Source organism: Vreelandella neptunia, assembly GCF_022489065.1.
Classification (GTDB): Bacteria; Pseudomonadota; Gammaproteobacteria; order Pseudomonadales; family Halomonadaceae; genus Vreelandella; species Vreelandella neptunia_A.
In genome coordinates this window covers 15,742-38,052 of the sequence record NZ_JAKVTW010000028.1, presented here as the reverse complement: position 1 = coordinate 38,052, position 22,311 = coordinate 15,742, and the positions used below count along the sequence as shown (strand labels likewise).

The following is a 22,311-nucleotide window of genomic DNA, read 5'->3' as shown; positions in this document are numbered from 1 at the left end:
TATGCCTTGGGGGATTTTTTTTGCATGGTCGTGAGGGGTAAATAGTGAGGTGTGAGGGGTAAACTTCAACACCTCACACCTAACCCTTTATTAAAGAAGCGTCTCTAATGCTTCAATCAAACTATCCATCTCATCATCGGTGCCGATGGTGATACGTAGGAAGTTACTGAGGTCTTTAGTATTAAAATGACGCACCAGAATGCCGCGCTCGCGTAGGCCCGCAAATAGCTGTGCGCCTTCGTAATCAGGATGCTGAGCAAGCACAAAATTAGCCTTCGAGGGCAATACCTCAAACCCTAGCGCTTCAAGGCGCTGGCGAGTACGTTCACGCGTGGTAATGACATGCTCACGGCAGGCTTCGAAATGCTCGACATCTTTCAGAGCGGCAATGCCTACTAAGCTTGCCAGGCTATCCACTGGGTAAGAGTTGAAAGAGTCTTTTACCCGCAGCAGGCCATCGATCAATTCTTCAGAGCCCACCGCATAGCCTAATCGCAAACCAGCCAAACTACGGGACTTAGAAAATGTTCCCGTTACCAATAGGTTGGGATAACGATCAATCAGCGTTACAGCGCTCTCAGCGCCGAAATCAACATAAGCCTCATCCACCAGCACTACACGATCAGTGACGCGCTTAAGCAGCGACTCGATCGTCGCAAGCGAATGCGCATGGCCAGTAGGCGCGTTGGGGTTGGCAAAGATAACGCCGCTGCGGTCAGCATCCTTGGCGAGAGCATCAATATCGACTTCCCACTGCTTATTAAGTGGATGTTTGCGCAGCTTTACGCCATAGAGATTGGCGTAAACAGGGTAAAAACTATAGGTTATCGCAGGCACATCAAGCGGCGCTTGATGGCAAAAGAAAGCTTGAAAGGCAAACGCGAGAACTTCGTCTGAGCCATTACCTACAAACACCTGGCTGCTTGTTACCTGAAACGTCTCTGCCAGAGCTTCACGCAATGCTTTAGAAGTAGGGTCAGGGTAGAGGCGCAGATGGTCTGTTGCATAGTCGCGTAGCGCCTCACCGACGCCAGGCGCAGGTGGGTAAGGGTTTTCATTGGTATTGAGTTTGACTAGCTGCTCGCGTGGCTGCTCACCGGGCACGTAAGGGGTAAGTTCGCGAACGGCCGGACTCCAGTATTGGCTCATGAGGGTAACCTGATTATCCTAGCAAGGTACGCCATGGTCGCTTGAAGGCTAACTAAGCGCAAGCATTCGCGTCACTAGGGGTGTGCGTCGCACCTTGTAGCGGTTATGCTGTCACAACTGCGCGTAAATAAATGTGATGCCCAACACGAGATGAAGGAGACACTCTATGCAACTTAAGAGTTTGCTAGCCGGTTCGGCTATGTTGGCACTGTTGGCTGGCTGCGCTAGCGGCCCTATGGAGCAGCAGCAAGAGGAAGCGGCTACCGCACAGCAAAATTACCAGGGCTCTTTACCTTGCCGCAACTGCGACGGTATCGATCTGGATGTCACGATGGTAGGTGAAGAGACAAGCGCGGCGGAAGAGCGTACTTTCACACTCAACGCTACCTACCGTAATCACCCCCAAACCCCCCCGGATGAAAACTATGCGGGTAATTGGGAAGTGCTGACCGGTACACCCTCTGATCCAGACGCCACCGTTTACGAGCTGACGCCGAATGGAGACGGTCAAATCTATTACTTCATGCGTATCGACCCGAGCACGCTGGAGCTGATTGACCCAGAGCGTCGTCGTTTTGAAAACGGTGAAATGCTGCAGCTAAAGCGTCAGTAACGCGTTAGTAGTGCAGTATAAAAGGCGGCCACTGGCCGCCTTTTGTGTTTGTTGAGTCCAGTAGTGTTAAAAGGGTTGTAGTCGAAATGATTAATAAGATTGAGTGCATGTGGCAACTCAGAGGACGTTGTCAGACAGCGCTTGCAACCGGAGGAGTGTAACAGCAGTGGCCAAAGCCAAAAGCGCCTTTGTATGCACGGAATGCGGCGCCGAATATCGCAAATGGCAAGGGCAGTGCAGCAGTTGCCAAGAGTGGAATACCCTCAGTGAGGTGCATTTAGCGAGCGCTCGGCCTGGAGGCGGGGCCTCCCCTGGCCGAACGGGTTACGCGGGGGATCTTTCGCGTGAAGTTATCGATCTCGGTAATGTGGATCTCAGCGAAGTGCCTCGCATGAGCTCTACGTTTGCGGAGTTTGATCGCGTGCTGGGTGGCGGACTTGTTCCTGGTTCTGCGGTACTGCTCGGCGGTAATCCTGGGGCAGGTAAGTCGACACTGCTGCTACAAACCGCCTGCAAACTGGCCCAGCAGCGGCGTATTCTCTATGTGACTGGTGAGGAGTCGCTCTCTCAGGTAGCGATGCGTGCTCATCGTCTACAGCTACCTACCAACGGCTTAAAAATGCTGGCTGAAACCAGCGTAGAGACCATTCTTGCGGTGGCCGAGCGGGAGAAGCCAGAAATTCTGGTGATCGACTCGATCCAAACGATGCACTTAGAAGATATCAGCTCTGCACCGGGGGGCGTTGCCCAGGTGCGCGAGTCGGCGGCTGCATTAACGCGCTTTGCCAAGAAAACCAACACCGTTCTGCTATTGGTGGGGCACGTGACGAAAGATGGTTCTCTGGCGGGCCCTAAAGTGCTTGAGCATATGATTGATGCTTCGCTGTTGTTAGAAGGCGGTGCAGACTCGCGCTTTCGTACCCTGCGTGGCCAGAAAAACCGCTTTGGCGCCGTTAACGAGCTAGGCGTCTTCGCTATGCTTGAACAGGGGCTCAAAGAGGTCAAAAACCCAAGCGCAATCTTCCTTTCCCGCCAAGAAATACAAGCGCCCGGCAGTCTTGTAATGGTGGTATGGGAAGGCACCAGGCCTATTCTCGTTGAGGTGCAGGCACTGGTAGATGAATCGGCGCTCGGTAATCCGCGTCGGGTAGCGGTAGGCGTTGATCAAAATCGTTTGGCCATGTTGCTTGCGGTACTTAATCGACACGGTGGATTGTTTACCGGCGATCAGGATGTGTTCTTGAACGTCGTCGGCGGTGTCAAAGTGCTCGAAACCAGCGCCGACCTCGCGGTGTTGCTAGCGGTGGTATCGAGTTTACAGAACCGCGCTTTGCCCAAAGAATTAGTGGTATTTGGTGAAGTAGGGCTTTCCGGTGAAATACGCCCGGTACCCAGTGGTCAAGAGCGTATTGCCGAGGCGGCCAAACACGGTTTTCTACGCGCCATCGTGCCGCGCGCTAACGCCCCCAAGCAGGCACCCAAAGGCATGGAAGTCATCGCTGTGGATAAGCTCAGCGATGCGCTGGATGCTCTGTAGTGTGCGCCATGCTGAGCTAGAATAATGCTACCCCTAAGTGCCAAGGAGAGACACGATGAGTTCTATTCGTTTGACCCAATATAGCCACGGCGCAGGCTGCGGCTGCAAAATCGCCCCAGATGTGCTGGATGGGATTCTGGCCAAGGCCGGCCCAGCGGCGGGCCATAAGCAGCTTATTGTTGGCAATCAAGGACGTGAAGATGCGGCCGTCTACGATCTCGGTGATGGTCGCGGCATGATTGCCACCACGGACTTCTTTATGCCCATTGTCGATGACCCCTTTGATTTTGGGCGTATCGCAGCCACCAATGCCATCAGTGATGTTTATGCAATGGGTGGCACGCCAGTAATGGCGTTAGGTATTTTAGGTTGGCCATTGGATAAGCTTAGCGCTGAAGTAGCAGGCGATGTAATGGCCGGCGCTCAGGCTGTGTGCCGTGAATTAGGCGTAGCCCTGGCCGGTGGCCACTCTATTGATGCTCCAGAGCCGATTTTCGGGCTCGCCGTTAACGGCTTGGTCGATCTAGACAAGCTTAAACTAAACAGCACTGCCAAGCCTGGCGACCTGCTGTTCTTAACCAAGCCACTAGGCGTCGGTATGCTTACCACGGCAGAAAAGCGCGGTTTGCTGGAAATGGGGCATCATGGTCTTGCCCGAGAAACCATGCTCAAGCCCAATAGCATTGGCGTAAAGCTTGCTGATGTGAAAGGGGTCAACGCCATGACCGATGTCACTGGTTTTGGTTTGGCAGGCCACCTTGCTGAGATGTGTCAGGCCAGCAACGTGATGGCGCAAATTGATTTCCGTAAGCTTCCTCGCTTAGCCGAGGCGGAATCCTATCGCCGTCAAGGCGCCGTGCCAGGCGGAACGCTGCGTAATCGCGACGCGCTCGGTGAAAGCCTGCCTGCCATGGATGAAGCCCATTGGCAGTGGCTATGCGATCCGCAAACCTCTGGCGGGCTACTTATTAGTGTCGACCCCGCCTGGGAGGATGACGTTGAGCGCATTGGCCGTGAATTCGGCCTGTCGTTACAGTCATTCGGGGTAATGAAAGCGCGCCAAGGTAACGCCTCTATTGAGGTGGTCGGGTGACGCTAGCCACCCGACCAGCGGTATTAAGCTTAATCAAAGAAGAGCAGTCGCTAATCGATGTGCGCGCCCCGGTGGAGTTTGCCCAGGGTGCGCTGCCAGGGGCCGTCAATCTGCCGTTAATGATTGACAATGAGCGCCATCAGGTGGGTATCGCTTATAAACAGCAGGGCCAAGCCGCGGCCATTAAGCTAGGCGAACGCTTAGTCAGTGGTGAGGTCAAGCAAGCTCGAATTGAAGCGTGGAAGGCGTATTTAGCCGAGCATCCAGAAGCATTGATTTACTGCTTTCGCGGTGGGCTGCGCTCACAAATTGCTCAGCAGTGGTTAGAAGATGCAGGCATCTCAAGACCACGCTTGGAGGGTGGTTGGAAAGCCATGCGCCAAGCGCTATGTGAGCGTATTGAGACCGCCGCGCAGCAGCCGATGCTGGTGGTCGCAGGGCTGACGGGATGTGCAAAAACCACGCTGATTAATCAGCTCGATAACGGCGTTGATCTGGAAGCCTTCGCGCACCATAAAGGCTCCGCCTTCGGGCGCAGGCCGGAAGAGCCTGCCACACAAATCAATTTTGAGCATGCACTGGCCAAACGATTAATCAGCTTAACCGAAGGGCTGGTTATCGAAGACGAGTCTCGCCAGATTGGCAGTGCCAATATTCCCTTGAGCTTCTGGCGTGCACTGCAGCAAGCGCCTCGTGTGCGTATCGAAATGCCTCTGGATTGGCGTCTTGCTCAGATTCAGCAGGACTACATTATCGATTTAGAGCAGGCCTATGCCGCTCGCTATGGTGCCGATCAGGGCTGGCAACTGATGCAGGCGCAGTTAAGTAATGCGCTGATCCGTCTGGGCAAACGTTTGGGTAATGCACGGCTGCAGCGTTTGCAGCGGCTTCAGGCACTGGCGTTTAACGAACATGCCCATGGAAATCCCCAGGCCCATGAAGCTTGGCTCGCGCCACTGCTTACCGAGTATTACGACCCGCTCTACCGCTATCATTTAGACAAACAGCGCGAGACTGCCCCGCCGGTAATTCATGTCGGCGATTGGGAGAGCTGCCTGGCGGTGGCCAGGCAATGGAACAGATAATGGCAGCCTGCGCTGCTGTTAGTTCGTTGTTAACCATTGGGTCATCACGCGGTCAAGCAGCGGTGCTAAATGAATAAAGCGATTGGCATCCTCAAGGATTTGGGCATCGTCCTGAACATAGCGGGCGGCGGCAGGGGAGGTGCTGGGCCGCTCGGCATGGCTCAACAGGCGGTTAACGCTGGCAGGCGTTGCTTCCAAATGGCATAGCAGGCTGACAACGCGGCCTCTATCCCAGGTAAACCCCTGCAGCGGTGCTGCTTCACTGCCCCCCAGGGAAAAGGCATCATCGGGCAAGCTGAAGACATAACGATGCCACATAAAGGCGCTGAACGACTCGGGCAAATCCAGTGAGCTTTCCGGCGCCAGGGTGACCGTATGCCAGCCTGTTTCGGCGTAAGTACCGGGAGCTACCACTGCGCCGAGTGCTTGCGCTATCCAGTGGGCGCCAATACCAATCCCCAATAACGGTTTTTGTCCATCCAGGTAGCGGTTGATCAGTTTATCTTCAGCTTTAAACCAGCTAGGCGGTTGGCTAAGTAGCGTCTCAGCCCCATCGAGAACAATCAGCGCGTCAGCTTCGTTTGGGCGTGGTGTTAACTCACCCGCATAGAGATGAAAAACGGTGTAACTATGCCCCATACTGGTTAGCCAATCGGTTAAACGGGCGGGGCTATGGTCAGGGCCGTGCTGTAGCAGATGAATATGCATGGTAATCTCCTCGCCGGCCGTACAATCATCAAAGCGTTAGGGGATCGCCCCAAGCGCATAGAAACGATAACGTACCGGTTACTTTTTACCAATATCCCACGTCAAGCGATCCAGGAAATTAGTATGGTGTCGAACCCCCAGGGCTTTTACCAACGGCTGCAAGAACTGACCCTACCAGCCCAGCAAGCCTTTATGGCGGCGCTGTGTGAGCGTTTGCTGCCTAACTATGTGCTTTATGAACAAACCACAGGTCAGGGCGATAGCCATACGCTGCGTACCGTGCTGAGTTTGGTGTGGGAGCGGCTTACAGTACCCAATGCCAGTATCGACTTTGCCCGCCAGGCAGAAAAGCTGGCCGAGTGTGAGCCACCTGAGAGCGACGACAGCTTTGGTGCCCGGCGCGCCCTGGATTCCGTGGTGTCTGTCTCGGCGCTGCTGGACACCCTACAAGGTGACTCCCCAGAGGCCGTGTTGGATGTCAGCCGTACATCCCGTGCGGGCGTGCGCGCCTTTATCGAGCTCACTGAAGGTGAAGTTGACGCACAGAAACTGGCGCTGATTATTCGCGACCATCCGCTGATGGCAGACGAAAACGACTTTCAGGACGCTGTATTGGAAGCGGTTAGCGAACCACTGGATAAGGCGACGCTGAAAGAAGTGCGCGAATTGGGCCGCAATGGAGGTATCAGTAACCTGGGCTTAACGCTGGATGACGCTGAAGAGTAGCGGCTAAAACCGCACGCCTGCGGTTACCATCATGCCTGCGGTTCCAAATACAATCAGGTCGGATTCAAATCGTCCCCACTGTACCCCGATACTCGGCAGTGCGGCTGGGGCAACTTCCAAGTGATTGAGCGGAATTTTGTCGCGATACTCGCCTTTATATCCGCGCAGGAGCCCACCGGTGAGTTTGGCACGCACGTTTAACCCCTGATCGGTTTGCCAAAGGGGAAACTCCCGTCCCGCATAGAAGTACCAAGTGGGTTGATCAAAGGAGTTTTTGAACCAAGCTGCGCCGGCTAACCAGCGATCAGGATTATGCAGTTCGATGCTAATCAGGTCTTGCTGATTGGTGTGTTCCGGGTCGGGGCTAAAGTGGCGGGTATAGAGGCTGGTTTGCACCAGCGTATGATCCCACTCAAACGCCGGTGTCCACTCAGGTAGTGAGAAGGCAGTAGCAGGTATGCTAAACAGCAGGCCTGCTAACCATCCCATCCATGGGGTTACGCGAAACATCCTAAGCTTCTGTCGCATGAAAGGCATTTTAAAGACGCATTTCGATGCCGCGTTCGGCCATGTACCGCTTCGCTTCAGGAATGGTGTATTCGCCAAAGTGGAAGATACTGGCAGCCAGCACCGCATCGGCACCACCTTTGAGTACGCCATCTACTAAGTGATTTAAGTTCCCGACACCGCCGGAGGCAATCACTGGCACGCTCACTGCTTCAGAGATCGCGTGGGTCACGCCCAAGTCAAAGCCAATCTTAGTGCCATCGCGATCCATACTGGTAAGCAGCAGTTCGCCCGCGCCGAATTCCACCATCTTCTTCGCCCACTCAACCGCATCTAAACCCGTTGGGCGGCGGCCACCGTGAGTGAAGATTTCCCAGCGGGGCGTTTCGCCCTCTTGAGAGACACGTTTAGCGTCGATTGCCACCACGATGCACTGGCTGCCAAAGCGTTCGGCAGCTTCGCGTACGAACTCAGGATTAGTTACTGCAGCGGTATTGATCGAGACTTTGTCCGCTCCGGCGTTCAGCATGGTGCGAATATCGTCGCAGCTACGAATGCCGCCGCCGACGGTCAAGGGGATAAATACTTCGCCTGCAATGCGCTCAACCATCTCTACCGTGGTGTCGCGGTCTTCGTGGCTGGCGGTAATGTCGAGGAAGGTGATCTCGTCGGCGCCCTGCTGGTTATAACGCTGGGCAATCTCCACCGGATCGCCCGCATCGCGAATGCCCACAAAGTTGACGCCCTTGACCACGCGCCCGGCGTCTACGTCCAGGCAGGGGATAATGCGTTTGGTGAGACTCATGAACCGCCTCCCGTCAGTTGGTCGCTCAAGCGTTGGGCTTCGGCGACATCCAGGCTGCCTTCGTAAATCGCTCGGCCAGTAATAGCGCCCAAAATACCGCTATCAGCAACGTCGCAAAGTGCTTTGATATCGTCCAGGTTGGTCACACCACCAGAGGCAATCACCGGCAAACCGCCTTCGCGGGCCAATGCGGCGGTGGCTTCCACGTTGACGCCTTGCATCATGCCATCACGGGCAATATCGGTGTAAACAATGCTGGAGACGCCATCGTTGGCAAAACGCTTGGCTAGTTCGGTGGCTTTGATCGTGGAGACCTCTGCCCAGCCGTCGGTGGCGACATAGCCATCTTTGGCATCAAGACCAACGATCACATGGCCGGGAAAGGCGCGGCACATTTCGCCAACAAAGTCCGGCTCTTTTACTGCCTTGGTGCCGATAATCACGTAGGAGACGCCGGCGCTTAAGTAGTGCTCGATGGTTTCTGCACTGCGAATGCCACCACCGATTTGAATCGGCAGATTCGGGTAGGCGCGGGCGATAGCGGTAACGGCGTCACCGTTTACCGGCTTACCCTCAAAAGCACCGTTCAAATCCACCAGGTGCAGGCGTCGGGCGCCAGCCTCTACCCAGCGCGCTGCCATGGCCACTGGGTCATCGCCGTAGGAGGTCGCGTCTTCCATGCGGCCCTGCTTCAACCGGACACACTGGCCGTCTTTGAGATCAATAGCGGGAATTACCAACATACAAAATCCTCTCAGGGCGTCCAGGTGACAAAGTTTTCGAGCAGGCGAAGGCCCGCGCGGGAGCTTTTTTCCGGGTGAAACTGCACCGCGAAGGTCGCGTTACGACCAATCGCAACGTGGGCGCTTACCTTGCCGTATTGGGTCGTACCAAACACCTGGGCATCATCATCCGCATTCACGTAATAGCTGTGCACGAAATAGAAGTGTTCACGGTTATCAATACCTGCCCACAAAGGGTGGTCGTGATGCTGCTCGACCACATTCCAGCCCATGTGCGGCACTTTCAAGCGCTGCTCGTGGGCGTCGCGCATATCACCAGGGAAACGGTCCACGCTGCCTTTAAAAAAGCCCAGGCACTCAACGCCACCATTCTCTTCACTGCGCTCCAGCAACATCTGTTGGCCCACGCAGATGCCCAGTAGCGGCTTGGCTTGGCGGGTTAAGATATCATCTACCAGCCCGCGTAAATCGGTGCGTTCAAGTTCGCCAACGCAGTCACGTATTGCCCCTTGGCCGGGTAGTACCAAGCGCGTTGCGCCTAGAATACGTCGCGGGTCACGGGTAATGACTACATTCTCATGCGTCACATGCTCCAGCGCCTTGGCCACGGAATGCAGGTTGCCCATTCCATAGTCGATCACAGCAATGGTCATGAAGCGCTCCTTGTGGAGATAGAGGGAAAGTCGCTAGAGGCATCGCTCGTCACATAGCTCGTCACATAGCGCAGCATTACAGGCTCCCTTTGGTGGAGGGCATTTGGCCTGCCATACGCGGATCTTCCGCCACGGCCATACGCAGCGCCCGTCCAAAGGCTTTGAAGATTGTTTCTGCCTGATGGTGAGCATTAAAACCTTTAATGTTGTCGATATGCAGTGTTACCCGGGCATGATTGACGAAGCCTTGGAAAAACTCCCAAAACAGCTGGGTATCCATGCTACCGATGTTATCGCGGGTAAACTCAACGTTCATATAGAGGCCTGGCCGACCTGAAAAATCGATGACCACCCGGGAGAGTGCTTCATCAAGGGGAACATAAGCATGCCCGTAGCGGTAAATGCCGCGCTTATCGCCAATCGCTTCAAAAAAAGCTTGGCCGAGCGTAATACCCAAGTCTTCTACGGTATGGTGGTCGTCAATATGCAGGTCGCCATTGGCGTTGATGTCGAGATCGATCATCCCGTGGCGGGCAACTTGATCAAGCATATGGTCCAAAAACGGAACGCCGGTTTTGCAGCTAAGACGGCCTTCGCCATCGAGGTTGACGCTGACCTTGATCTGCGTTTCGTTGGTGTCACGGCTTACCGTGGCAATACGCGCTGACATGTTGCATCTCCTGCGCTGAGGCGCACTCTGAGGGCTGGCCCTGAGTAATGATTCTGAGAAATAGTCGGTGGTTCTGCATCAACTTACCACCGTTTGATCAGGGCATAACCTGTGGCGAAGCGACCATTATAGTGAATCGGCGCCCTCATCCGCTACAATGCGCGAAATGTAGCCGCAAACAAACGCGGCAGAAATAGCAGCCAGGCTGCTTTGGCGAAGAGGAATTCACCATGCCGGTGACACTGCACCATGTCGACCAGGCCCGTTGGGAAGCCGATGAACAGGTGCGCCTAGACCTAGTGCGCATCTATGAGGATGCGCCACAAGAGCGCATGCCTACCCCAACGGTGGAGCCATTTATCGAACAACATTTTAAAGGGCAACATTTTTTTGCCTGCGCACGTTTTAATGATCGGCTGCTAGGCGCTGTCGCCGTAAAGGAAGGCGAAGACCGAGCGTGGTGGTTGTCAGAGCTTTGTGTGCGCAAAACCACGCGACGTCGTGGCGTCGGTTCACGCTTAATGGCGCTGCTCGGCGAACAAGCCAAACAGGAAGGCCGCGTATTGCGGATCGAAACGTCCAGCTTGCCGCTGGCCGATCGCGTGCTGCTCTCCAAGCTAGGTTATCGGCCAATGGCCAATCCAGAAACTCAGGCGGCGGGCATGCCCGCTACCAGCGATTTTGTTGAGTTAGACCCACAAGGGAAAGGGTAATGAAACAGCTATTACGTATTTTGCTGGCAGCGGTCGGCATTCTCGCTATCGTTGCGGTCGCCGCGGTGGTCTATGTGACCACCTTTCTAGACCCTGAAGACTTCAAACCACGCCTAACGGCTGTCGTTGAAGAACAAACAGGGCTTAATTTGGCGTTGGAAGGCCCTATTACCTGGTCATTCTATCCCCGCATTGGCGTTAGCGTAGAAAAAGCGCGTGCTTGGCTACCCGCGCAGGCCGAAGACAGCGCTGCCTTTGCCGCCATTGACCGTGCAGAGGTTAGCGTCGCATTTGGCCCTCTGTTACGTGGGGAAATTGCCGTTGATGGTCTGACGCTAGATGGAATGCGCCTTAATCTAGAGCGCGATGCGCAAGGTGAAGGTAACTGGGAGCCCCTGTTAGAGCGCCTCTCAGAGCAGAGTGATGGCGGCACCGCTGAAACGGTTCTGGCGCCCGCCAGCGCAGGCCCCAATGCAGACGCTGGTAGCTTAGAAGTGGTGTTGAGTATCGCCAGCGTCGAGGTGAAAAACGCTGACATTCGCTTCCGTGATGCGCAAACCGAAGCGCTGTGGCGTATGCAGCAGCTGAATATCTCGGGCAGCAACGTTAACCCGCTGCGCGCCTTCCCATTAAAGGCCATGTTCACGCTAACCAAGCATAATCGACTTGATGGCGAAGTGTTGGAGCGTGCCCCAGACCTGACCAGCGAGATTAATCTTGAAACGCGCGTACGGCTTGGCTTGGCGGATGAGCTTTTTGTACTCGAAAATATGGCTCTGACCACCCGCACGACCTCCGGCACGAACGGCGAGCCACAGCAACTCAGCCTAAAGGCCGCCGAACTGGTTGCTCGCATGGGTGAGCAGCAGCTCTCCATAAAAGAGGGGTTACTCGAAACGGGCCTGCGTAATGCGGATAACTGGCAGGGCAGCTTGGCGCTGGCACTCGCTTTTGGCCTAGAGAGTGATTGGCAAGCCCAAACGGCGCAGTTGAAAGATCTGCAGCTTACCGGGCCGGATGGCCTAAGGGTGAGTGGTCATCTCAATGTTGAGCAGCTGCGCGATGCGCCCAGTTATCGTGGTCAACTCACCGCGGCGCCCTTTACGCTTAGGCCCTGGCTTGCTCGTGCTGGCGTTACGCTAACTACAGCGGGCGATGCTGCGCTTAGCGATGTAGCCATGACCAGTCCCCTTGAAGGTGATGCTGAACAGATATCGTTCCCCAGCCTTTCGCTGGTGGTAGATGACAGCACCTTTACCGGTGAACTATCGGCCGCCCTTGATGGCTCCCGCCTAGCCTTCGATTTGGCGGGTGACCAATTAGACCTTGATCGTTACCTGCCCGGTGAAGCCACCGCAGAACAGGCCAGCCGCGGCCTGTTTCGTAAGGCCTTTGCCCAGAATACCGGTACGCTAGTACCGCAATCGCTTCTCAGCGGGCTGGCACTAGAGGGTGATTTGAGTGTTGATAACCTCGTCTTAGCAGGCCTGACTTTCAACAATCCCCGCTTGCAGCTGCGAGGAGATGACGGTATCCACCGTTTAACGGCGTTTGAATCAGGTTTTTACGACGGCGAGCTTAGCGCTACCGGTCAAGTTGATGCTACCGAGTCCGTTATGGCTTGGACGCTCTCACCGAACGTTAATAACGTGCAAATGGCACCACTGATTGAGACAATCAGTGCTGAAGAGAGCTCACCCCTGCGCGGGCGTTTTAATCTATCCGGCGATCTTACAAGCCTTGGCAATACCCGCGAATCCCTTATTAGCAACCTGAATGGTGAGCTAACAGCGCGGCTAAACGATGGCGCTATTTTAAATACCAACATTTCCCAGCAAATGTGCGAACTCGTCGCTCAGTTGGAAGGTGAAGGAACGTTGCGCGACTGGCACACCGATACTCGCTTTGAGCGCTTTGATGCTACCTTCCAAATTAGCAACGGCTTGGTAGAAAGTGATGATTTGCTGATTACCTTGCCAGGCATTGATGTTCGTGGCGAAGGCGAGCTCAACCTTACCAGCTGGAACTTCGATACCCGCGCAAATGCCCGCTTAGTCGACACCGCTGATGCTGCCTGTGAGGTTAATCCACGCTTGGAGCAACTGCCTCTACCCGTGCGTTGTGAAGGCCACCTGGGCGATGAGCGCACAGAGTGGTGCCGTTTTGATCGTGAGATGTTTCAGGCTGCTGTGGTCGACCTGCTGCGTAATGAAACTGGCGATCGCGTTGACGAAGAGCTGGAAGAGCGCTTGGGAGACTCGTTGGATCAGCTAGATGAGCGCCTGGGCGAAGGCGCTGGCCAACAACTCCGCGACGGCCTGCGCAATCTGTTTAACTGAGGCAGGATGTGAAGTAACGCATTCATTGAAACCGTAAGTGCTGCGCCGGCCTCAACGCCGGCGCTTTTTTATTGGCACCGTTGTAACCCCATTTCTGTTTAAGGAGCGTGCATGGCAGATATGCCCACGCCGCGGCTGGCGGCAAGCGAGTTTCAACTGCGGCTACTGTCCTGGTTCGACCGCTATGGTCGCCATGATTTGCCGTGGCAGTCACCCCGCAGCGCCTACCGCGTGTGGGTGTCGGAAATCATGCTGCAGCAAACCCAAGTGACGACGGTTATAGGCTATTTTGAGCGTTTTATGGCGAGTTTTCCGACCTTGGAAAGACTTGCCAATGCGCCGCAGGATGAAGTGCTGCATCTCTGGACCGGGTTGGGCTACTACGCCCGCGCGCGCAATTTGCATAAGGCCGCCCAGATGGCGGAGGCAGAGCACGGTGGAAAGCTGCCCAGTAACAGCGTTGAAGCCTTAATGGGCCTGCCAGGTATTGGTCGCTCCACTGCTGGTGCGATTGTCGCGCAGAGCACAGGGCAGCGAGCCGCGATACTAGATGGCAATGTAAAGCGCTCGCTCACCCGACTGCATGCGATTCCAGGCTGGCCAGGTAAACCCGCGATAGAGCAGCAACTTTGGGCGCTGGCAGAGTACTACACCCCAACCGAGCGCCTGGCCGATTACACTCAGGCGATGATGGATTTTGGTGCCACGCTATGTAAACGCAGCAAGCCCGATTGTCTAAGCTGCCCGTTTAACGATGTTTGCTTGGCCTACGCCCAAGGCGAGCCAAAACGCTATCCAGAATCCAAGCCAAAAAAAACGCTGCCCACGCGGGAAACGATTATGTTGATGCTGCGCGACCCAGAAGGGCGGATATGGCTGGAGAAGCGCCCTCCCAGTGGCTTATGGGGCGGGTTATGGAGTTTGCCGCAGTTCGACAAGCACAGCGAGCTTAACGACTGGCTTGAAGCCAACGCTGTTAATCCTAAGCGGGATAGTACCTCGCCAAGCTTTCACCACACCTTCAGTCATTTTCGCTTAGAGATTACCCCCCAGCCGGTGAGCTGCGATAGGCTGGGCGGTGTTCGCGAAAGCGGCGTATGGTACGACGTTAACCATCCGCCCGCGCTGGGCTTAGCAGCTCCGGTTAAAGCGCTGCTCAGCCAGCTAACGCCCTTTAGCCTCAATCCAACGCCGGGCCATGCTTAGGCACTTACCAGCGGATGGAATGAGATCATAGAATGACATCGCAGAACCAGGAGCACGTTATGAGCAATACCGTTTTTTGCCGCAAGTATCAAAAAGAGCTAGAAGCGCTGCCATTCCCACCTTTGCCGGGTAAGCAAGGCCAGGAGATTCAAGCCACCGTTTCCAAGCCCGCCTGGGAAGCCTGGCAGGCGCTGCAAACCCGCCTGATCAATGAAAAGCACCTTAATATGCTCGACCCTGAGTCCCGTGCGTACTTAATGGAGCAAATGCAGCGCTTCCTGGACAACCAGGAAACCGATCAAGCCGAAGGTTATGTTCCTCCCACACAAGCATGAATGGTGCGTATGAAAAGAGGGGGCACCCTTTTCTACATCAGGGATGGTTGGTCGAGCAACTGACTTGTAATCAGTGGCTCTGAGCATATGTGCAAAGAAGACCGAGCTAGCAGTGTTACAGTAAAAAGGCCCCTAAGCATCGGTATCGAAAGAAAGTTTCACAAAGGTGTTGACGAAAAGCGGCGTTTTTAGTTTAATACGCACCGTTGGCAGCGGCCAGATAGCTCAGTTGGTAGAGCAGGGGATTGAAAATCCCCGTGTCGGCGGTTCGATTCCGTCTCTGGCCACCACACTGCTGGGGTATCGCCAAGTGGTAAGGCACCGCTTTTTGGTAGCGGCATTCCCAGGTTCGAATCCTGGTACCCCAGCCATTGCCAACAAAATTTCTTGTTGATTGCAAAGCCTAACAGCAACGCAATCATGTTCTCAAGAAAACGTGAAGCGCCGACATAGCTCAGTTGGTAGAGCAACTGACTTGTAATCAGTAGGTCCCGGGTTCGACTCCTGGTGTCGGCACCACTAAAAAAGTGGTTAAAAACAACACGTTAGAGACTTAAAAAGGCTGCCTTCAACGGTGGCCTTTTTTGTTTCATTCCCCAAATTCTGCATCTGCGTACCGTAGTGCGTACCGTTTCTCTCAAGACCCATTCTGCCTGCTTTCTTCGTTGCTGCAAACCGTTTCTGAGCGGGCTGATAAGACCGCCTCGCAGTGCGTGCCTTCTGTTCAAGTATACCGACCTCGTAGCCTAAAAAGGGACAGTCCCTCTTCCTTGTCTATAAGTGAGCTCGGCGGGATGGCACACCAAAAAAAGGGCTGCCAGCGCAGCCCTTATCAGCAGATATTTTCTTGGTCGCAGTTATGCCTAGCCGAGCGCCGCGTCGGCGATTAACCCTTTTTCGTAAGTCTGGATATCTTCTTCGCGCCACCGCGTACAGCGAGCACCCAGATAGATTGGTGAGGGGATCTGACCTTCACGTTTCCAGCGCCAAATGGTCGCCTTTGAAACACCAAACCGAGAGGCTAGGTCCGCAGCAGACAGGTATTTTGCAAGCATGTGTATCTCCACGTCACAGTAAGCTTCTCCGTCACTTTAAAAAATTCTGGTGCTTAGCAGTTGCGTCTAATTGCTGGAATAGTGGGTTTATGCCTTTTAGGAATTTTTTTGGCCACATTCGGTTTCACGGTCCGATCCAAACGCTAAAAGTTGGATAAATTTTGACATCCTGGCGGTTACTCAAAAAAACAGAAATTAGTGGCTTGGTGGGGCCTTGCTGGATCCGGTTTCTTTGATAGTTTGGATTTGCCTCATGTGGGGTATTTCAAAAAGGATGAAGTTTATGAGAGCTCGTAGGCTATTTTCTGCGTTGCAGGGTGGGAATCTGTCAGTGCTCAACGATGTGACTGATTTTTTGAGTGAGATCTCTGATTGTCTCGACATGTTGCGTGGTGCAAATCGTTTAGAAGAAATTGATGTTATCGAGCACCTTAAAAGCCTGGATGATGAGGAGGCCGATGATATTGGTGACATGCTTGGCATGATTAAGAAAAATGACTGGTTCTTCTGAGGTGTGAGCATGGCGCATTGTCAGTTGTATAAAGGCTGATAGTGCGCTGCTTTTAATAGTATGGCCTACCCTTATGGATTACCCGCAGGTGTCTTAGCTCCTTGCTGCACGAGATCGACAACAACGCTGAAATCCCTTCGGCGCTGAAAGATAAACTAGTCGAACTGCACAAACTGGGAGTCCAGCAGAAAACCCTCCGAACCTGCATCCACTCAGCTCCTGCTAAGCGTTGGCGTTAATCCTCAGCCTCAACGTTATATCCCGCGTCGGCTCATGCCTGGGTCGCCACTTGAGTCAGCACGTTGCAATGAATTTTGTTGATGCATATGTCGCTAAACTAAATCTGAACCCCTAGTCAGAAGTCAATAATAGCTATTAATTAAAATCTTTATAAATGACATTTTTATCAATGGCTTACTCGTAGAAGTTTTTTAGTAAAAGGGTTAACTACTATGGGAAACAGCCACTGAATATAGTCATGGGTGTGTTCCAGCCAGGAGGGCGAGAGCGCCTAGATATCGCTGAGATAGCGGCCTTTATGATCGACACCTTCGCCACGATGAAACGCGATTAAGCGAGCGTCATTAGCCATTATGCTCCTCGCACCAAAAGCTCATCGAAACCATGCAATGCCATTTCGCGTGCATAGCGTTCAGTGTCTGGATCGTGATGTGCCGCGATACTCTCTAGTGCGCGCACATAGGCTGCCGGCAAGCCGTGTTCTCGTGCACCAGTTAATACGTGATGCTTGTACCAGGTATACGGGCGCATGCCAGCAGAAGTGATTTTGCCTACATACGCTTGAACTTCAAATTGCCCTTCACCCGCAAGATCAGTGACTGTCAGCCAGGTTTCATCGTAGGCAACACCAAGTCCTTCGTAAACATCCAGTGTCGGTTTATGATGCGGCGCTACCTCCCATACAACTCCATAGACAGCGGACTGACTGGATGCCGGTACAATATCGCACTTGCCCGAGCTATCCCCTCCACGTTGCTGAAAGGCAAGACGATAGGCAGGCAACATCGCAGTAGCCATAAACCTTGCCGGAATCCGCGCGGCCAAGCGCTGAGTCGACATGTTAGAGCCATAAGCAAAACAGAGCATGGCTATCTCCTTTATAAGTTGCTTGGCTTTTTAAGCTGTCGTGACTGACTCTTGGTATTGGGCAACCACCTGCTCGGCATTCGCTGTAAGTGTGTCACGCCATGCGGCTGGTGCGATCACTTTGACGTTCGCCCCCATGCCCATTAGCCACCACAGAGTTTGCTGGTCATCAGGCACGCAGGCAGTAAGGCGGTGCCACTTGCTATCGGGGAGGGCTTCGATCGTTTGTGTATCGGCAATGGGCGTCTCTTGCAATAACCAGGCAACCGAGCGGGTGATCTCTGCCTCCAGAGTGACGTCACCCGGCCCTTGCCGGTAACCAAAAGCACCGCCCTGAATATAGGCATCAATATCGAATGCCTCCGTTGCCTGCCATTTCACATCGCTCAAGGCCACTTGCTTAACTCGATGTAGCGCAAACTGGCGCAAGTCACTGAAGCCTTCCACTTGGGCGAGGAGGTACGTCGCGCTATGGCGACTGACAATGCCTTGTGGGTGAAGGGTAAGGTGCTTGTTCGTCTCGGTAGTGCGCGACAGGTAGGTGACATCAATGGCTTTCTGCTCTAGCAGCGCTTGGGCAACCGTTTGCCAAGTGGTTTCCTCTAGCTCAGCAGGAATTAACGCCATTCCATTTGGAATAGCGCGCACTTTACGTGCCCATTGGCTCAGCCCGTTTGAAGCAAGTTCATCTAACAGGCGTCGGGCATCGGTAAAGTGGGATGAAAGCTGTCCTACCACGACAGGCGGCAGTAAACCTTTCAAATACTCCTCAGACAGCACCAGTGTTAAGGCGCTAGGCACATCCAACGCCGGCAAATGGCACTGAAAGTCGCGATCAAAATACCATTTATAGGGTTTTTCACTATCGTCGCAGCCAAGGGGGAAATGCGAAGAGAGCTTCTGGCTGAGGTCGCGTTGCAGCGAGCGTACGTCAATATTAAACCCACGCTCAGCGAGTTTTTCTTTCAGTACAGGGGTGGCAATGCGTCCAGGATAGCGGGGAATTAACTGCAGAAGCGTCAAGTAGCGAAAAAGTGTATCGCGAGCATCAGACATAGATTTGCTAACCCTGGGCGTTATGATGAAAGCATGCAAGCTTAACGTGACTCACAAAACTTAGCGACTCTATCGGGTAGCGCGTCGCCCTCCCGGGCGATCAAGTGAGCTCGGTGTCGCCATAGAGCAGTCATGCGTTGATCTGGAGTAGCATTAGGAAAATGCGACCATAGGGCTGCGGGGTGAATGTCGGTAGTCACTTCAAGAGATGTGTCGGGGTGCCCTTCTAGCCAGTGATACACCTCTATAGCGCTGCGGCCAACGCATACTGGGAATAGCAGCGCATGCAAAGGTAGCGGTATGCCGAGAGCCATCAGCAGCGCGTTGACTTCATGGTCACACGCTAGGTGCCAACGATGTCGATCGGCCACAAGCGGGGCGGTTAAATGGCCAGCCACGCAATGCCAGATCAGGTGAGCATGCAAAAAGCGCCGAGATTCATCTGAGAGACTGGCGCTATAGCGGGGGCAAAAGTAGAGATGTCGGCCATCCGTGCTTACCGTGGCTATTTGACGGTGCAGCACAGGTAACAGGATTAAAAACTCGCTGAGCATCTTCATGACGGGGAGTGTTTCTGCCCAATAGGCGCGATCCGCCTGCCACTTCGCTAATTCTTGCTGTGCATCTGCGGTTGCTGAAGCAGAACTTACCGACATATTCATACCGTACCTTCCCTGAAGGGTGAGGTGTCATAAGCTACGGTATGGGTGCGACAACTTAAGCCGCATAAAAACGAATAATACCTAAGACTGTTTGGATAATCAGGCTTGTAGGAGATGCAGAGTTCTCCTAAATGGTTCACGAGAAATAAACTGAACCTCGGCTCGGCTTTCGGCATGAACCTGAGGCATGATTGCAACCATTCACTAACTGGCCCACCCGGTTAAAAATCTCAGGCGGCTTTTGAGCGCTTAAAACCTCCAATGGCAAAAGTATTAGCCTTCTGCTCTAGTAGCTAGTTTAATGTAATGATAGCCTCACTATTATTAATGTTTAGTCGCTAGTTATTGTTAGTAGCGCAGTGCGACGCGGGATGTCGCAGCCTTCGGTTACTTTTCTTCTATACATTCTGACTCTACCTGGTAAACCAGCGGTTCATGCGTGTTAGCCCTCTACGCGCCAGACACTTGTGCTTTTATCCGCGACGGTAAATGGGATCGATTGAAGAGCGAACGCCAAATTGCTTATGTTGCCAGGGATTACTACATGAATTTTAAACTAAAAAAATCTTTTGTGCTCGGCACCTCTTTAGCCCTTGTAGGTGTACTCACATTGCCTTCTCTTTCGGCGAATAATGTTCCAGTAGTTGAGCACGCTGGCTTTGGCGATGTATACGCAACCTCGTTTTTTGATAAGTCCTATTCTGTGCCCATTATGATGGCGGGCCTGGCGGTAGTAGCCAGTGGTGCTGCAGTTATTACCACTATGACCGCAGGGACGGGGGCGCCTGCAGCACTTGCTGGCGTAGGTACCACAGCTGCATGGATAGGCGGTAATGTACCCGGTGCCTATATGGTTGGGTTATCGACCGTTGGCGGTTTTTTCGGGGGGAATGCCGTTCTAGGTGCTGCTATTCTAAATGGCGCGGCGGCGGCTATCATTGCCACCACGGGCGGTAGCATAGTGGGGGTTACAATTGCAGGTACTGCATATCTTGTAGACGGCTTCAATTATGTAAAAAAACAAGAAACAGAAGAGCTTGTCTTTTTGACGACATTAAAATTAGCGCCCGAAACCGGCTCGGCAGCGACTCAGGACGCTGTCGAAAGAATTATGTCGCTTGAGAGTGAGGTGATGGAGCTTGCCGAAGAGGTGGCGAATAAAGAGCTCGTCATGGCAACTGAGACGGCCAGTTTGAATATGCTCCAACCAAAACTTGGCGAGCATGCATTAGGTATTCATCAGCTGGCCTACGAGAGTAAAGATTTGCGCCTTGAGCAGGAGATACGCGTATCTCAGCTGCAATCTCTTAAGAGTAACCAAGTAGAGGCACTTGAGCGTATTTTGGCTGATGGCTCTCATCGGCAAGGCGATATTCTGGCCCTTTCTTTGATTGCTTGGAACGAGCACCGCTACGACCTTTTCCAGCGAGCTATAGCAGCGCTGACGCCAGCAGATGTGGACGACACTAGCTTCTATCATTATCTCAAGGCCTTGTCCGCAGTCTCAGCAGGCGATTTACAAAGTGCTGAGCGTGAGTTAGCGAATTCAATGTTAGCAGGGCCTTACGCCTTAGAGCCGGTGACTCTCAGAGCCATCCTGTTGGGTGAGGACTTCGAAAGAAATGAGTATCGACTAGATGAACTGGCTTTCTTCGCCCAAAACCATTTTGATGCCAATAACTATAAGACAGGGCTGAAGCTCCCTTCGCTATATTTTCGGCTTGGTTCGATCTATTTCCAGAACGAACGCTATGAACAAGCCAAAGAATATTTTGTGCGAGCGCATGGTGAGCTAGGTATCATGCAACGTAGTAGTCTCATTGGGAGCGTTGGTTTGGGTGATCAAGAGCTCTCCCACTTGATTCAAGCCAATATCGCCAATGCGGATTATATGCTTGGCAACATTGAAGAAGCTGACGCCTTGATGGCGGAGATTACCGGAAGGCTTGATGAGCAAGAAGCCGCTGCTGTGATGGGGTTATATGAAGGTAGCTTCCATGACTAGCCGTAGCCTAGCGATATGGGTGTCGGCGTTTAGCCTGTCATACGTCCTAAGCGCCGCTGCGTTTCCTAATCCACAGTCGGTACGCGAAGGATATCAAGGTCTTAAGGTCATGATTACGGGTACACGGACTGTCAGCCAACATCAGCGGTCGATGGCGCGAGGCGTTTCTGGGGCGCATGTTGTGTACCGCTCTATGCAGTCAGGTGACACCAGCAATGACCTGCGGCAGTTACTTACCTTGGCTCAGGCCCGAGGGGATATATCGCTCACCCAAGTGACTCGCTTAGGCGCGACTTATAGAGCTGTGGGAAATAATGCACCTATTTTGCTTGCTCGTTGCCTTAACTCGCCAGGTTGTGATCACCAATCGTTTCTTATCACCCAGCAGCGCTCTTCGCTGCACCGGCTTATGAGCTGGCAACTGCCCCATCTCTCACCAATAGCTGTTAACCACAAAGTGGGTGAACTTAACGAACGCGTCATGAATGCGTACTACACCTCTTCCGGTTGGCGGCAGTTGCCAGGTGAGGTGGGACGCAACGGTATTGATGGGTTGTTTGTGAAGTATCGTAGTGATCGCAGTATCCGAGATGTGCTGGTATCTGAAAGCAAATACAATTTCTCGCCATTGGGAAACACCCAGCATGGCCGACAAATGTCGCAGCAGTGGACATTAAAAAAAATCGATAACCTTTACTCTTCCACGGGAGATCCGCGTTATTTGGAAGTTAGGCGCTTTGTTGAGCAAGGGGCCCACCGTAATATTTTATGGCGTTTAATGCCTTCTGCAGATGGCAGCAGCGCTTTTATCATTCAGCGTCAGCGCGTAAGAGATGAAGCGGGCATGTTGGCCTTTGATGAAATTCGCGGCGGTCATCGCATGTTAGTAGATCGTGCAGCCAATCAGAACATTGATACTGCCCAACCCGCTAATGCCTTTCAGTCCACTATGGCACGTCAAATCCAAGATGTTTTTGATGACATCGTGGCTCAAGAGCAAACGCGTATTCGCCGCTAATGATGAGTTGTGCTA

23 protein-coding genes and 3 tRNA genes are annotated in these 22,311 nt (G+C 53.4%); 15 read left to right on the top strand and 11 right to left on the bottom strand.

What is annotated here, in order from left to right:
- Window positions 1–90: 90 nt before the first annotated feature.
- Complete coding sequence (gene hisC, locus MLE19_RS21715; protein ID WP_240720442.1) at window positions 91–1,149, bottom strand: histidinol-phosphate transaminase; 1,059 nt, start codon at window positions 1,147–1,149, stop codon at window positions 91–93.
- Between the two features lie 166 nt (window positions 1,150–1,315).
- Between hisC and MLE19_RS21710 the strand changes: the two genes are divergently transcribed.
- The 4 genes from MLE19_RS21710 to mnmH all read left to right on the top strand — a co-directional run bounded on the left by MLE19_RS21710 (window position 1,316) and on the right by mnmH (window position 5,477).
- On the top strand, window positions 1,316–1,762 hold the full coding sequence (locus tag MLE19_RS21710) for a copper resistance protein NlpE N-terminal domain-containing protein (RefSeq protein WP_240720441.1): 447 nt from the start codon (window positions 1,316–1,318) through the stop codon (window positions 1,760–1,762).
- Window positions 1,763–1,928: 166 nt separating this feature from the next.
- A complete protein-coding gene (radA, locus tag MLE19_RS21705) occupies window positions 1,929–3,299 on the top strand; it encodes a DNA repair protein RadA (RefSeq protein ID WP_240720440.1) in 1,371 nt (456 codons plus the stop codon).
- 55 nt (window positions 3,300–3,354) lie between these two features.
- Window positions 3,355–4,392 (top strand): selenide, water dikinase SelD, encoded by a 1,038-nt coding sequence (gene selD, locus MLE19_RS21700; protein ID WP_240720439.1) that lies wholly within the window; start codon window positions 3,355–3,357, stop codon window positions 4,390–4,392.
- The gene (gene mnmH / locus MLE19_RS21695; protein WP_240720438.1) at window positions 4,389–5,477 is read left to right on the top strand and encodes a tRNA 2-selenouridine(34) synthase MnmH; all 1,089 of its coding nucleotides are present in this window, start codon (window positions 4,389–4,391) and stop codon (window positions 5,475–5,477) included. The genes selD and mnmH overlap by 4 nt, the downstream gene beginning before the upstream one ends.
- 18 nt (window positions 5,478–5,495) lie before the next feature.
- Here the strand turns inward: mnmH and MLE19_RS21690 are convergent, their stop codons facing one another.
- The gene (locus tag MLE19_RS21690; RefSeq protein ID WP_240720437.1) at window positions 5,496–6,185 is read right to left on the bottom strand and encodes a type 1 glutamine amidotransferase; all 690 of its coding nucleotides are present in this window, start codon (window positions 6,183–6,185) and stop codon (window positions 5,496–5,498) included.
- A 123-nt stretch (window positions 6,186–6,308) separates the two neighbouring features.
- Here MLE19_RS21690 and MLE19_RS21685 point away from each other — a divergent pair, with 123 nt between their 5' ends.
- Window positions 6,309–6,911 carry a YjaG family protein gene (locus MLE19_RS21685; RefSeq protein WP_240720436.1) on the top strand — a complete coding sequence of 201 codons (603 nt, stop codon included), beginning with the start codon at window positions 6,309–6,311 and terminating at the stop codon, window positions 6,909–6,911.
- A gap of 3 nt (window positions 6,912–6,914) precedes the next feature.
- Here MLE19_RS21685 and MLE19_RS21680 read toward each other — a convergent pair whose 3' ends face one another.
- The 5 genes from MLE19_RS21680 to hisB form a co-directional block, all read right to left on the bottom strand.
- Window positions 6,915–7,421 (bottom strand): hypothetical protein, encoded by a 507-nt coding sequence (locus MLE19_RS21680; protein ID WP_240720435.1) that lies wholly within the window; start codon window positions 7,419–7,421, stop codon window positions 6,915–6,917.
- 28 nt (window positions 7,422–7,449) lie between these two features.
- The gene (gene hisF, locus MLE19_RS21675) at window positions 7,450–8,223 is read right to left on the bottom strand and encodes an imidazole glycerol phosphate synthase subunit HisF (protein WP_240720434.1); all 774 of its coding nucleotides are present in this window, start codon (window positions 8,221–8,223) and stop codon (window positions 7,450–7,452) included.
- Window positions 8,220–8,966, bottom strand: a complete 747-nt coding sequence (hisA, locus tag MLE19_RS21670; RefSeq protein WP_240720433.1) for a 1-(5-phosphoribosyl)-5-[(5-phosphoribosylamino)methylideneamino]imidazole-4-carboxamide isomerase — start codon at window positions 8,964–8,966, stop codon at window positions 8,220–8,222. The genes hisF and hisA overlap by 4 nt, the downstream gene beginning before the upstream one ends.
- 11 nt (window positions 8,967–8,977) lie before the next feature.
- Window positions 8,978–9,619, bottom strand: coding sequence for an imidazole glycerol phosphate synthase subunit HisH (gene hisH, locus MLE19_RS21665; RefSeq protein WP_240720432.1), 642 nt, complete (start codon window positions 9,617–9,619; stop codon window positions 8,978–8,980).
- 76 nt (window positions 9,620–9,695) lie between these two features.
- Window positions 9,696–10,289, bottom strand: coding sequence for an imidazoleglycerol-phosphate dehydratase HisB (hisB, locus tag MLE19_RS21660; RefSeq protein WP_240720431.1), 594 nt, complete (start codon window positions 10,287–10,289; stop codon window positions 9,696–9,698).
- Between the two features lie 230 nt (window positions 10,290–10,519).
- On the opposite strand from hisB, the gene MLE19_RS21655 reads away from it, so the two are divergent.
- From MLE19_RS21655 to MLE19_RS21625, 7 genes are all read left to right on the top strand, one after another.
- On the top strand, window positions 10,520–11,002 hold the full coding sequence (locus MLE19_RS21655) for a GNAT family N-acetyltransferase (RefSeq protein WP_240720430.1): 483 nt from the start codon (window positions 10,520–10,522) through the stop codon (window positions 11,000–11,002).
- Entirely contained in the window at window positions 11,002–13,341 is a 2,340-nt protein-coding gene (locus MLE19_RS21650; protein WP_240720429.1) for an AsmA family protein, read from the top strand. The genes MLE19_RS21655 and MLE19_RS21650 overlap by 1 nt, the downstream gene beginning before the upstream one ends.
- Before the next feature lie 111 nt (window positions 13,342–13,452).
- Window positions 13,453–14,547, top strand: coding sequence for an A/G-specific adenine glycosylase (gene mutY / locus MLE19_RS21645; protein ID WP_240720428.1), 1,095 nt, complete (start codon window positions 13,453–13,455; stop codon window positions 14,545–14,547).
- 59 nt (window positions 14,548–14,606) lie between these two features.
- Window positions 14,607–14,882, top strand: coding sequence for an oxidative damage protection protein (locus tag MLE19_RS21640; RefSeq protein ID WP_035585612.1), 276 nt, complete (start codon window positions 14,607–14,609; stop codon window positions 14,880–14,882).
- 214 nt (window positions 14,883–15,096) lie between these two features.
- Window positions 15,097–15,172: transfer RNA gene (locus tag MLE19_RS21635), tRNA-Phe, on the top strand.
- A gap of 6 nt (window positions 15,173–15,178) precedes the next feature.
- Window positions 15,179–15,253, top strand: a tRNA-Gln gene (locus MLE19_RS21630).
- 72 nt (window positions 15,254–15,325) lie between these two features.
- Window positions 15,326–15,401 (top strand) — tRNA-Thr (locus tag MLE19_RS21625).
- Between the two features lie 344 nt (window positions 15,402–15,745).
- On the opposite strand, the gene MLE19_RS21620 is transcribed toward MLE19_RS21625, so the two are convergent.
- Window positions 15,746–15,937, bottom strand: a complete 192-nt coding sequence (locus MLE19_RS21620; protein ID WP_172118872.1) for a helix-turn-helix transcriptional regulator — start codon at window positions 15,935–15,937, stop codon at window positions 15,746–15,748.
- 283 nt (window positions 15,938–16,220) lie between these two features.
- On the opposite strand from MLE19_RS21620, the gene MLE19_RS21615 reads away from it, so the two are divergent.
- Window positions 16,221–16,448, top strand: coding sequence for a hypothetical protein (locus MLE19_RS21615; RefSeq protein WP_240720427.1), 228 nt, complete (start codon window positions 16,221–16,223; stop codon window positions 16,446–16,448).
- Window positions 16,449–17,039: 591 nt separating this feature from the next.
- On the opposite strand, the gene MLE19_RS21610 is transcribed toward MLE19_RS21615, so the two are convergent.
- The 3 genes from MLE19_RS21610 to MLE19_RS21600 are packed head-to-tail and all read right to left on the bottom strand — an operon-like array spanning window position 17,040 to window position 19,273.
- On the bottom strand, window positions 17,040–17,555 hold the full coding sequence (locus tag MLE19_RS21610; protein ID WP_240720426.1) for a gamma-glutamylcyclotransferase family protein: 516 nt from the start codon (window positions 17,553–17,555) through the stop codon (window positions 17,040–17,042).
- 30 nt (window positions 17,556–17,585) lie between these two features.
- Window positions 17,586–18,611 (bottom strand): helix-turn-helix transcriptional regulator, encoded by a 1,026-nt coding sequence (locus MLE19_RS21605; protein WP_240720425.1) that lies wholly within the window; start codon window positions 18,609–18,611, stop codon window positions 17,586–17,588.
- Between the two features lie 41 nt (window positions 18,612–18,652).
- Window positions 18,653–19,273 carry a DUF2201 family putative metallopeptidase gene (locus MLE19_RS21600; RefSeq protein ID WP_240720424.1) on the bottom strand — a complete coding sequence of 207 codons (621 nt, stop codon included), beginning with the start codon at window positions 19,271–19,273 and terminating at the stop codon, window positions 18,653–18,655.
- 544 nt (window positions 19,274–19,817) lie between these two features.
- On the opposite strand from MLE19_RS21600, the gene MLE19_RS21595 reads away from it, so the two are divergent.
- Both MLE19_RS21595 and MLE19_RS21590 read left to right on the top strand, forming a co-directional pair.
- Window positions 19,818–21,278, top strand: a complete 1,461-nt coding sequence (locus MLE19_RS21595) for a tetratricopeptide repeat protein (protein WP_240720423.1) — start codon at window positions 19,818–19,820, stop codon at window positions 21,276–21,278.
- Window positions 21,271–22,296 carry a hypothetical protein gene (locus MLE19_RS21590; RefSeq protein WP_240720422.1) on the top strand — a complete coding sequence of 342 codons (1,026 nt, stop codon included), beginning with the start codon at window positions 21,271–21,273 and terminating at the stop codon, window positions 22,294–22,296. Before MLE19_RS21595 ends, MLE19_RS21590 begins: the two co-directional genes overlap by 8 nt.
- Window positions 22,297–22,311: the final 15 nt, after the last annotated feature.

What these genes read in the sequence shown, in the direction of transcription:
- MLE19_RS21590 (WP_240720422.1), top strand. Translation starts at nt 21,271, where the DNA reads ATGACTAGCCGTAGCCTAGCGATATGGGTGTCGGCGTTTAGCCTGTCA.
- MLE19_RS21710 (WP_240720441.1), top strand. Translation starts at nt 1,316, where the DNA reads ATGCAACTTAAGAGTTTGCTAGCCGGTTCGGCTATGTTGGCACTGTTG.
- MLE19_RS21685 (WP_240720436.1), top strand. Translation starts at nt 6,309, where the DNA reads ATGGTGTCGAACCCCCAGGGCTTTTACCAACGGCTGCAAGAACTGACC.
- MLE19_RS21655 (WP_240720430.1), top strand. Translation starts at nt 10,520, where the DNA reads ATGCCGGTGACACTGCACCATGTCGACCAGGCCCGTTGGGAAGCCGAT.
- hisF (WP_240720434.1), bottom strand. Translation starts at nt 8,223, where the DNA reads ATGAGTCTCACCAAACGCATTATCCCCTGCCTGGACGTAGACGCCGGG.
- MLE19_RS21595 (WP_240720423.1), top strand. Translation starts at nt 19,818, where the DNA reads ATGAATTTTAAACTAAAAAAATCTTTTGTGCTCGGCACCTCTTTAGCC.
- hisB (WP_240720431.1), bottom strand. Translation starts at nt 10,289, where the DNA reads ATGTCAGCGCGTATTGCCACGGTAAGCCGTGACACCAACGAAACGCAG.
- MLE19_RS21640 (WP_035585612.1), top strand. Translation starts at nt 14,607, where the DNA reads ATGAGCAATACCGTTTTTTGCCGCAAGTATCAAAAAGAGCTAGAAGCG.
- MLE19_RS21600 (WP_240720424.1), bottom strand. Translation starts at nt 19,273, where the DNA reads ATGAATATGTCGGTAAGTTCTGCTTCAGCAACCGCAGATGCACAGCAA.
- MLE19_RS21620 (WP_172118872.1), bottom strand. Translation starts at nt 15,937, where the DNA reads ATGCTTGCAAAATACCTGTCTGCTGCGGACCTAGCCTCTCGGTTTGGT.
- MLE19_RS21680 (WP_240720435.1), bottom strand. Translation starts at nt 7,421, where the DNA reads ATGTTTCGCGTAACCCCATGGATGGGATGGTTAGCAGGCCTGCTGTTT.
- MLE19_RS21650 (WP_240720429.1), top strand. Translation starts at nt 11,002, where the DNA reads ATGAAACAGCTATTACGTATTTTGCTGGCAGCGGTCGGCATTCTCGCT.
- MLE19_RS21605 (WP_240720425.1), bottom strand. Translation starts at nt 18,611, where the DNA reads ATGTCTGATGCTCGCGATACACTTTTTCGCTACTTGACGCTTCTGCAG.
- hisH (WP_240720432.1), bottom strand. Translation starts at nt 9,619, where the DNA reads ATGACCATTGCTGTGATCGACTATGGAATGGGCAACCTGCATTCCGTG.
- hisA (WP_240720433.1), bottom strand. Translation starts at nt 8,966, where the DNA reads ATGTTGGTAATTCCCGCTATTGATCTCAAAGACGGCCAGTGTGTCCGG.
- selD (WP_240720439.1), top strand. Translation starts at nt 3,355, where the DNA reads ATGAGTTCTATTCGTTTGACCCAATATAGCCACGGCGCAGGCTGCGGC.
- hisC (WP_240720442.1), bottom strand. Translation starts at nt 1,149, where the DNA reads ATGAGCCAATACTGGAGTCCGGCCGTTCGCGAACTTACCCCTTACGTG.
- MLE19_RS21690 (WP_240720437.1), bottom strand. Translation starts at nt 6,185, where the DNA reads ATGCATATTCATCTGCTACAGCACGGCCCTGACCATAGCCCCGCCCGT.
- MLE19_RS21615 (WP_240720427.1), top strand. Translation starts at nt 16,221, where the DNA reads ATGAGAGCTCGTAGGCTATTTTCTGCGTTGCAGGGTGGGAATCTGTCA.
- MLE19_RS21610 (WP_240720426.1), bottom strand. Translation starts at nt 17,555, where the DNA reads ATGCTCTGTTTTGCTTATGGCTCTAACATGTCGACTCAGCGCTTGGCC.
- mutY (WP_240720428.1), top strand. Translation starts at nt 13,453, where the DNA reads ATGGCAGATATGCCCACGCCGCGGCTGGCGGCAAGCGAGTTTCAACTG.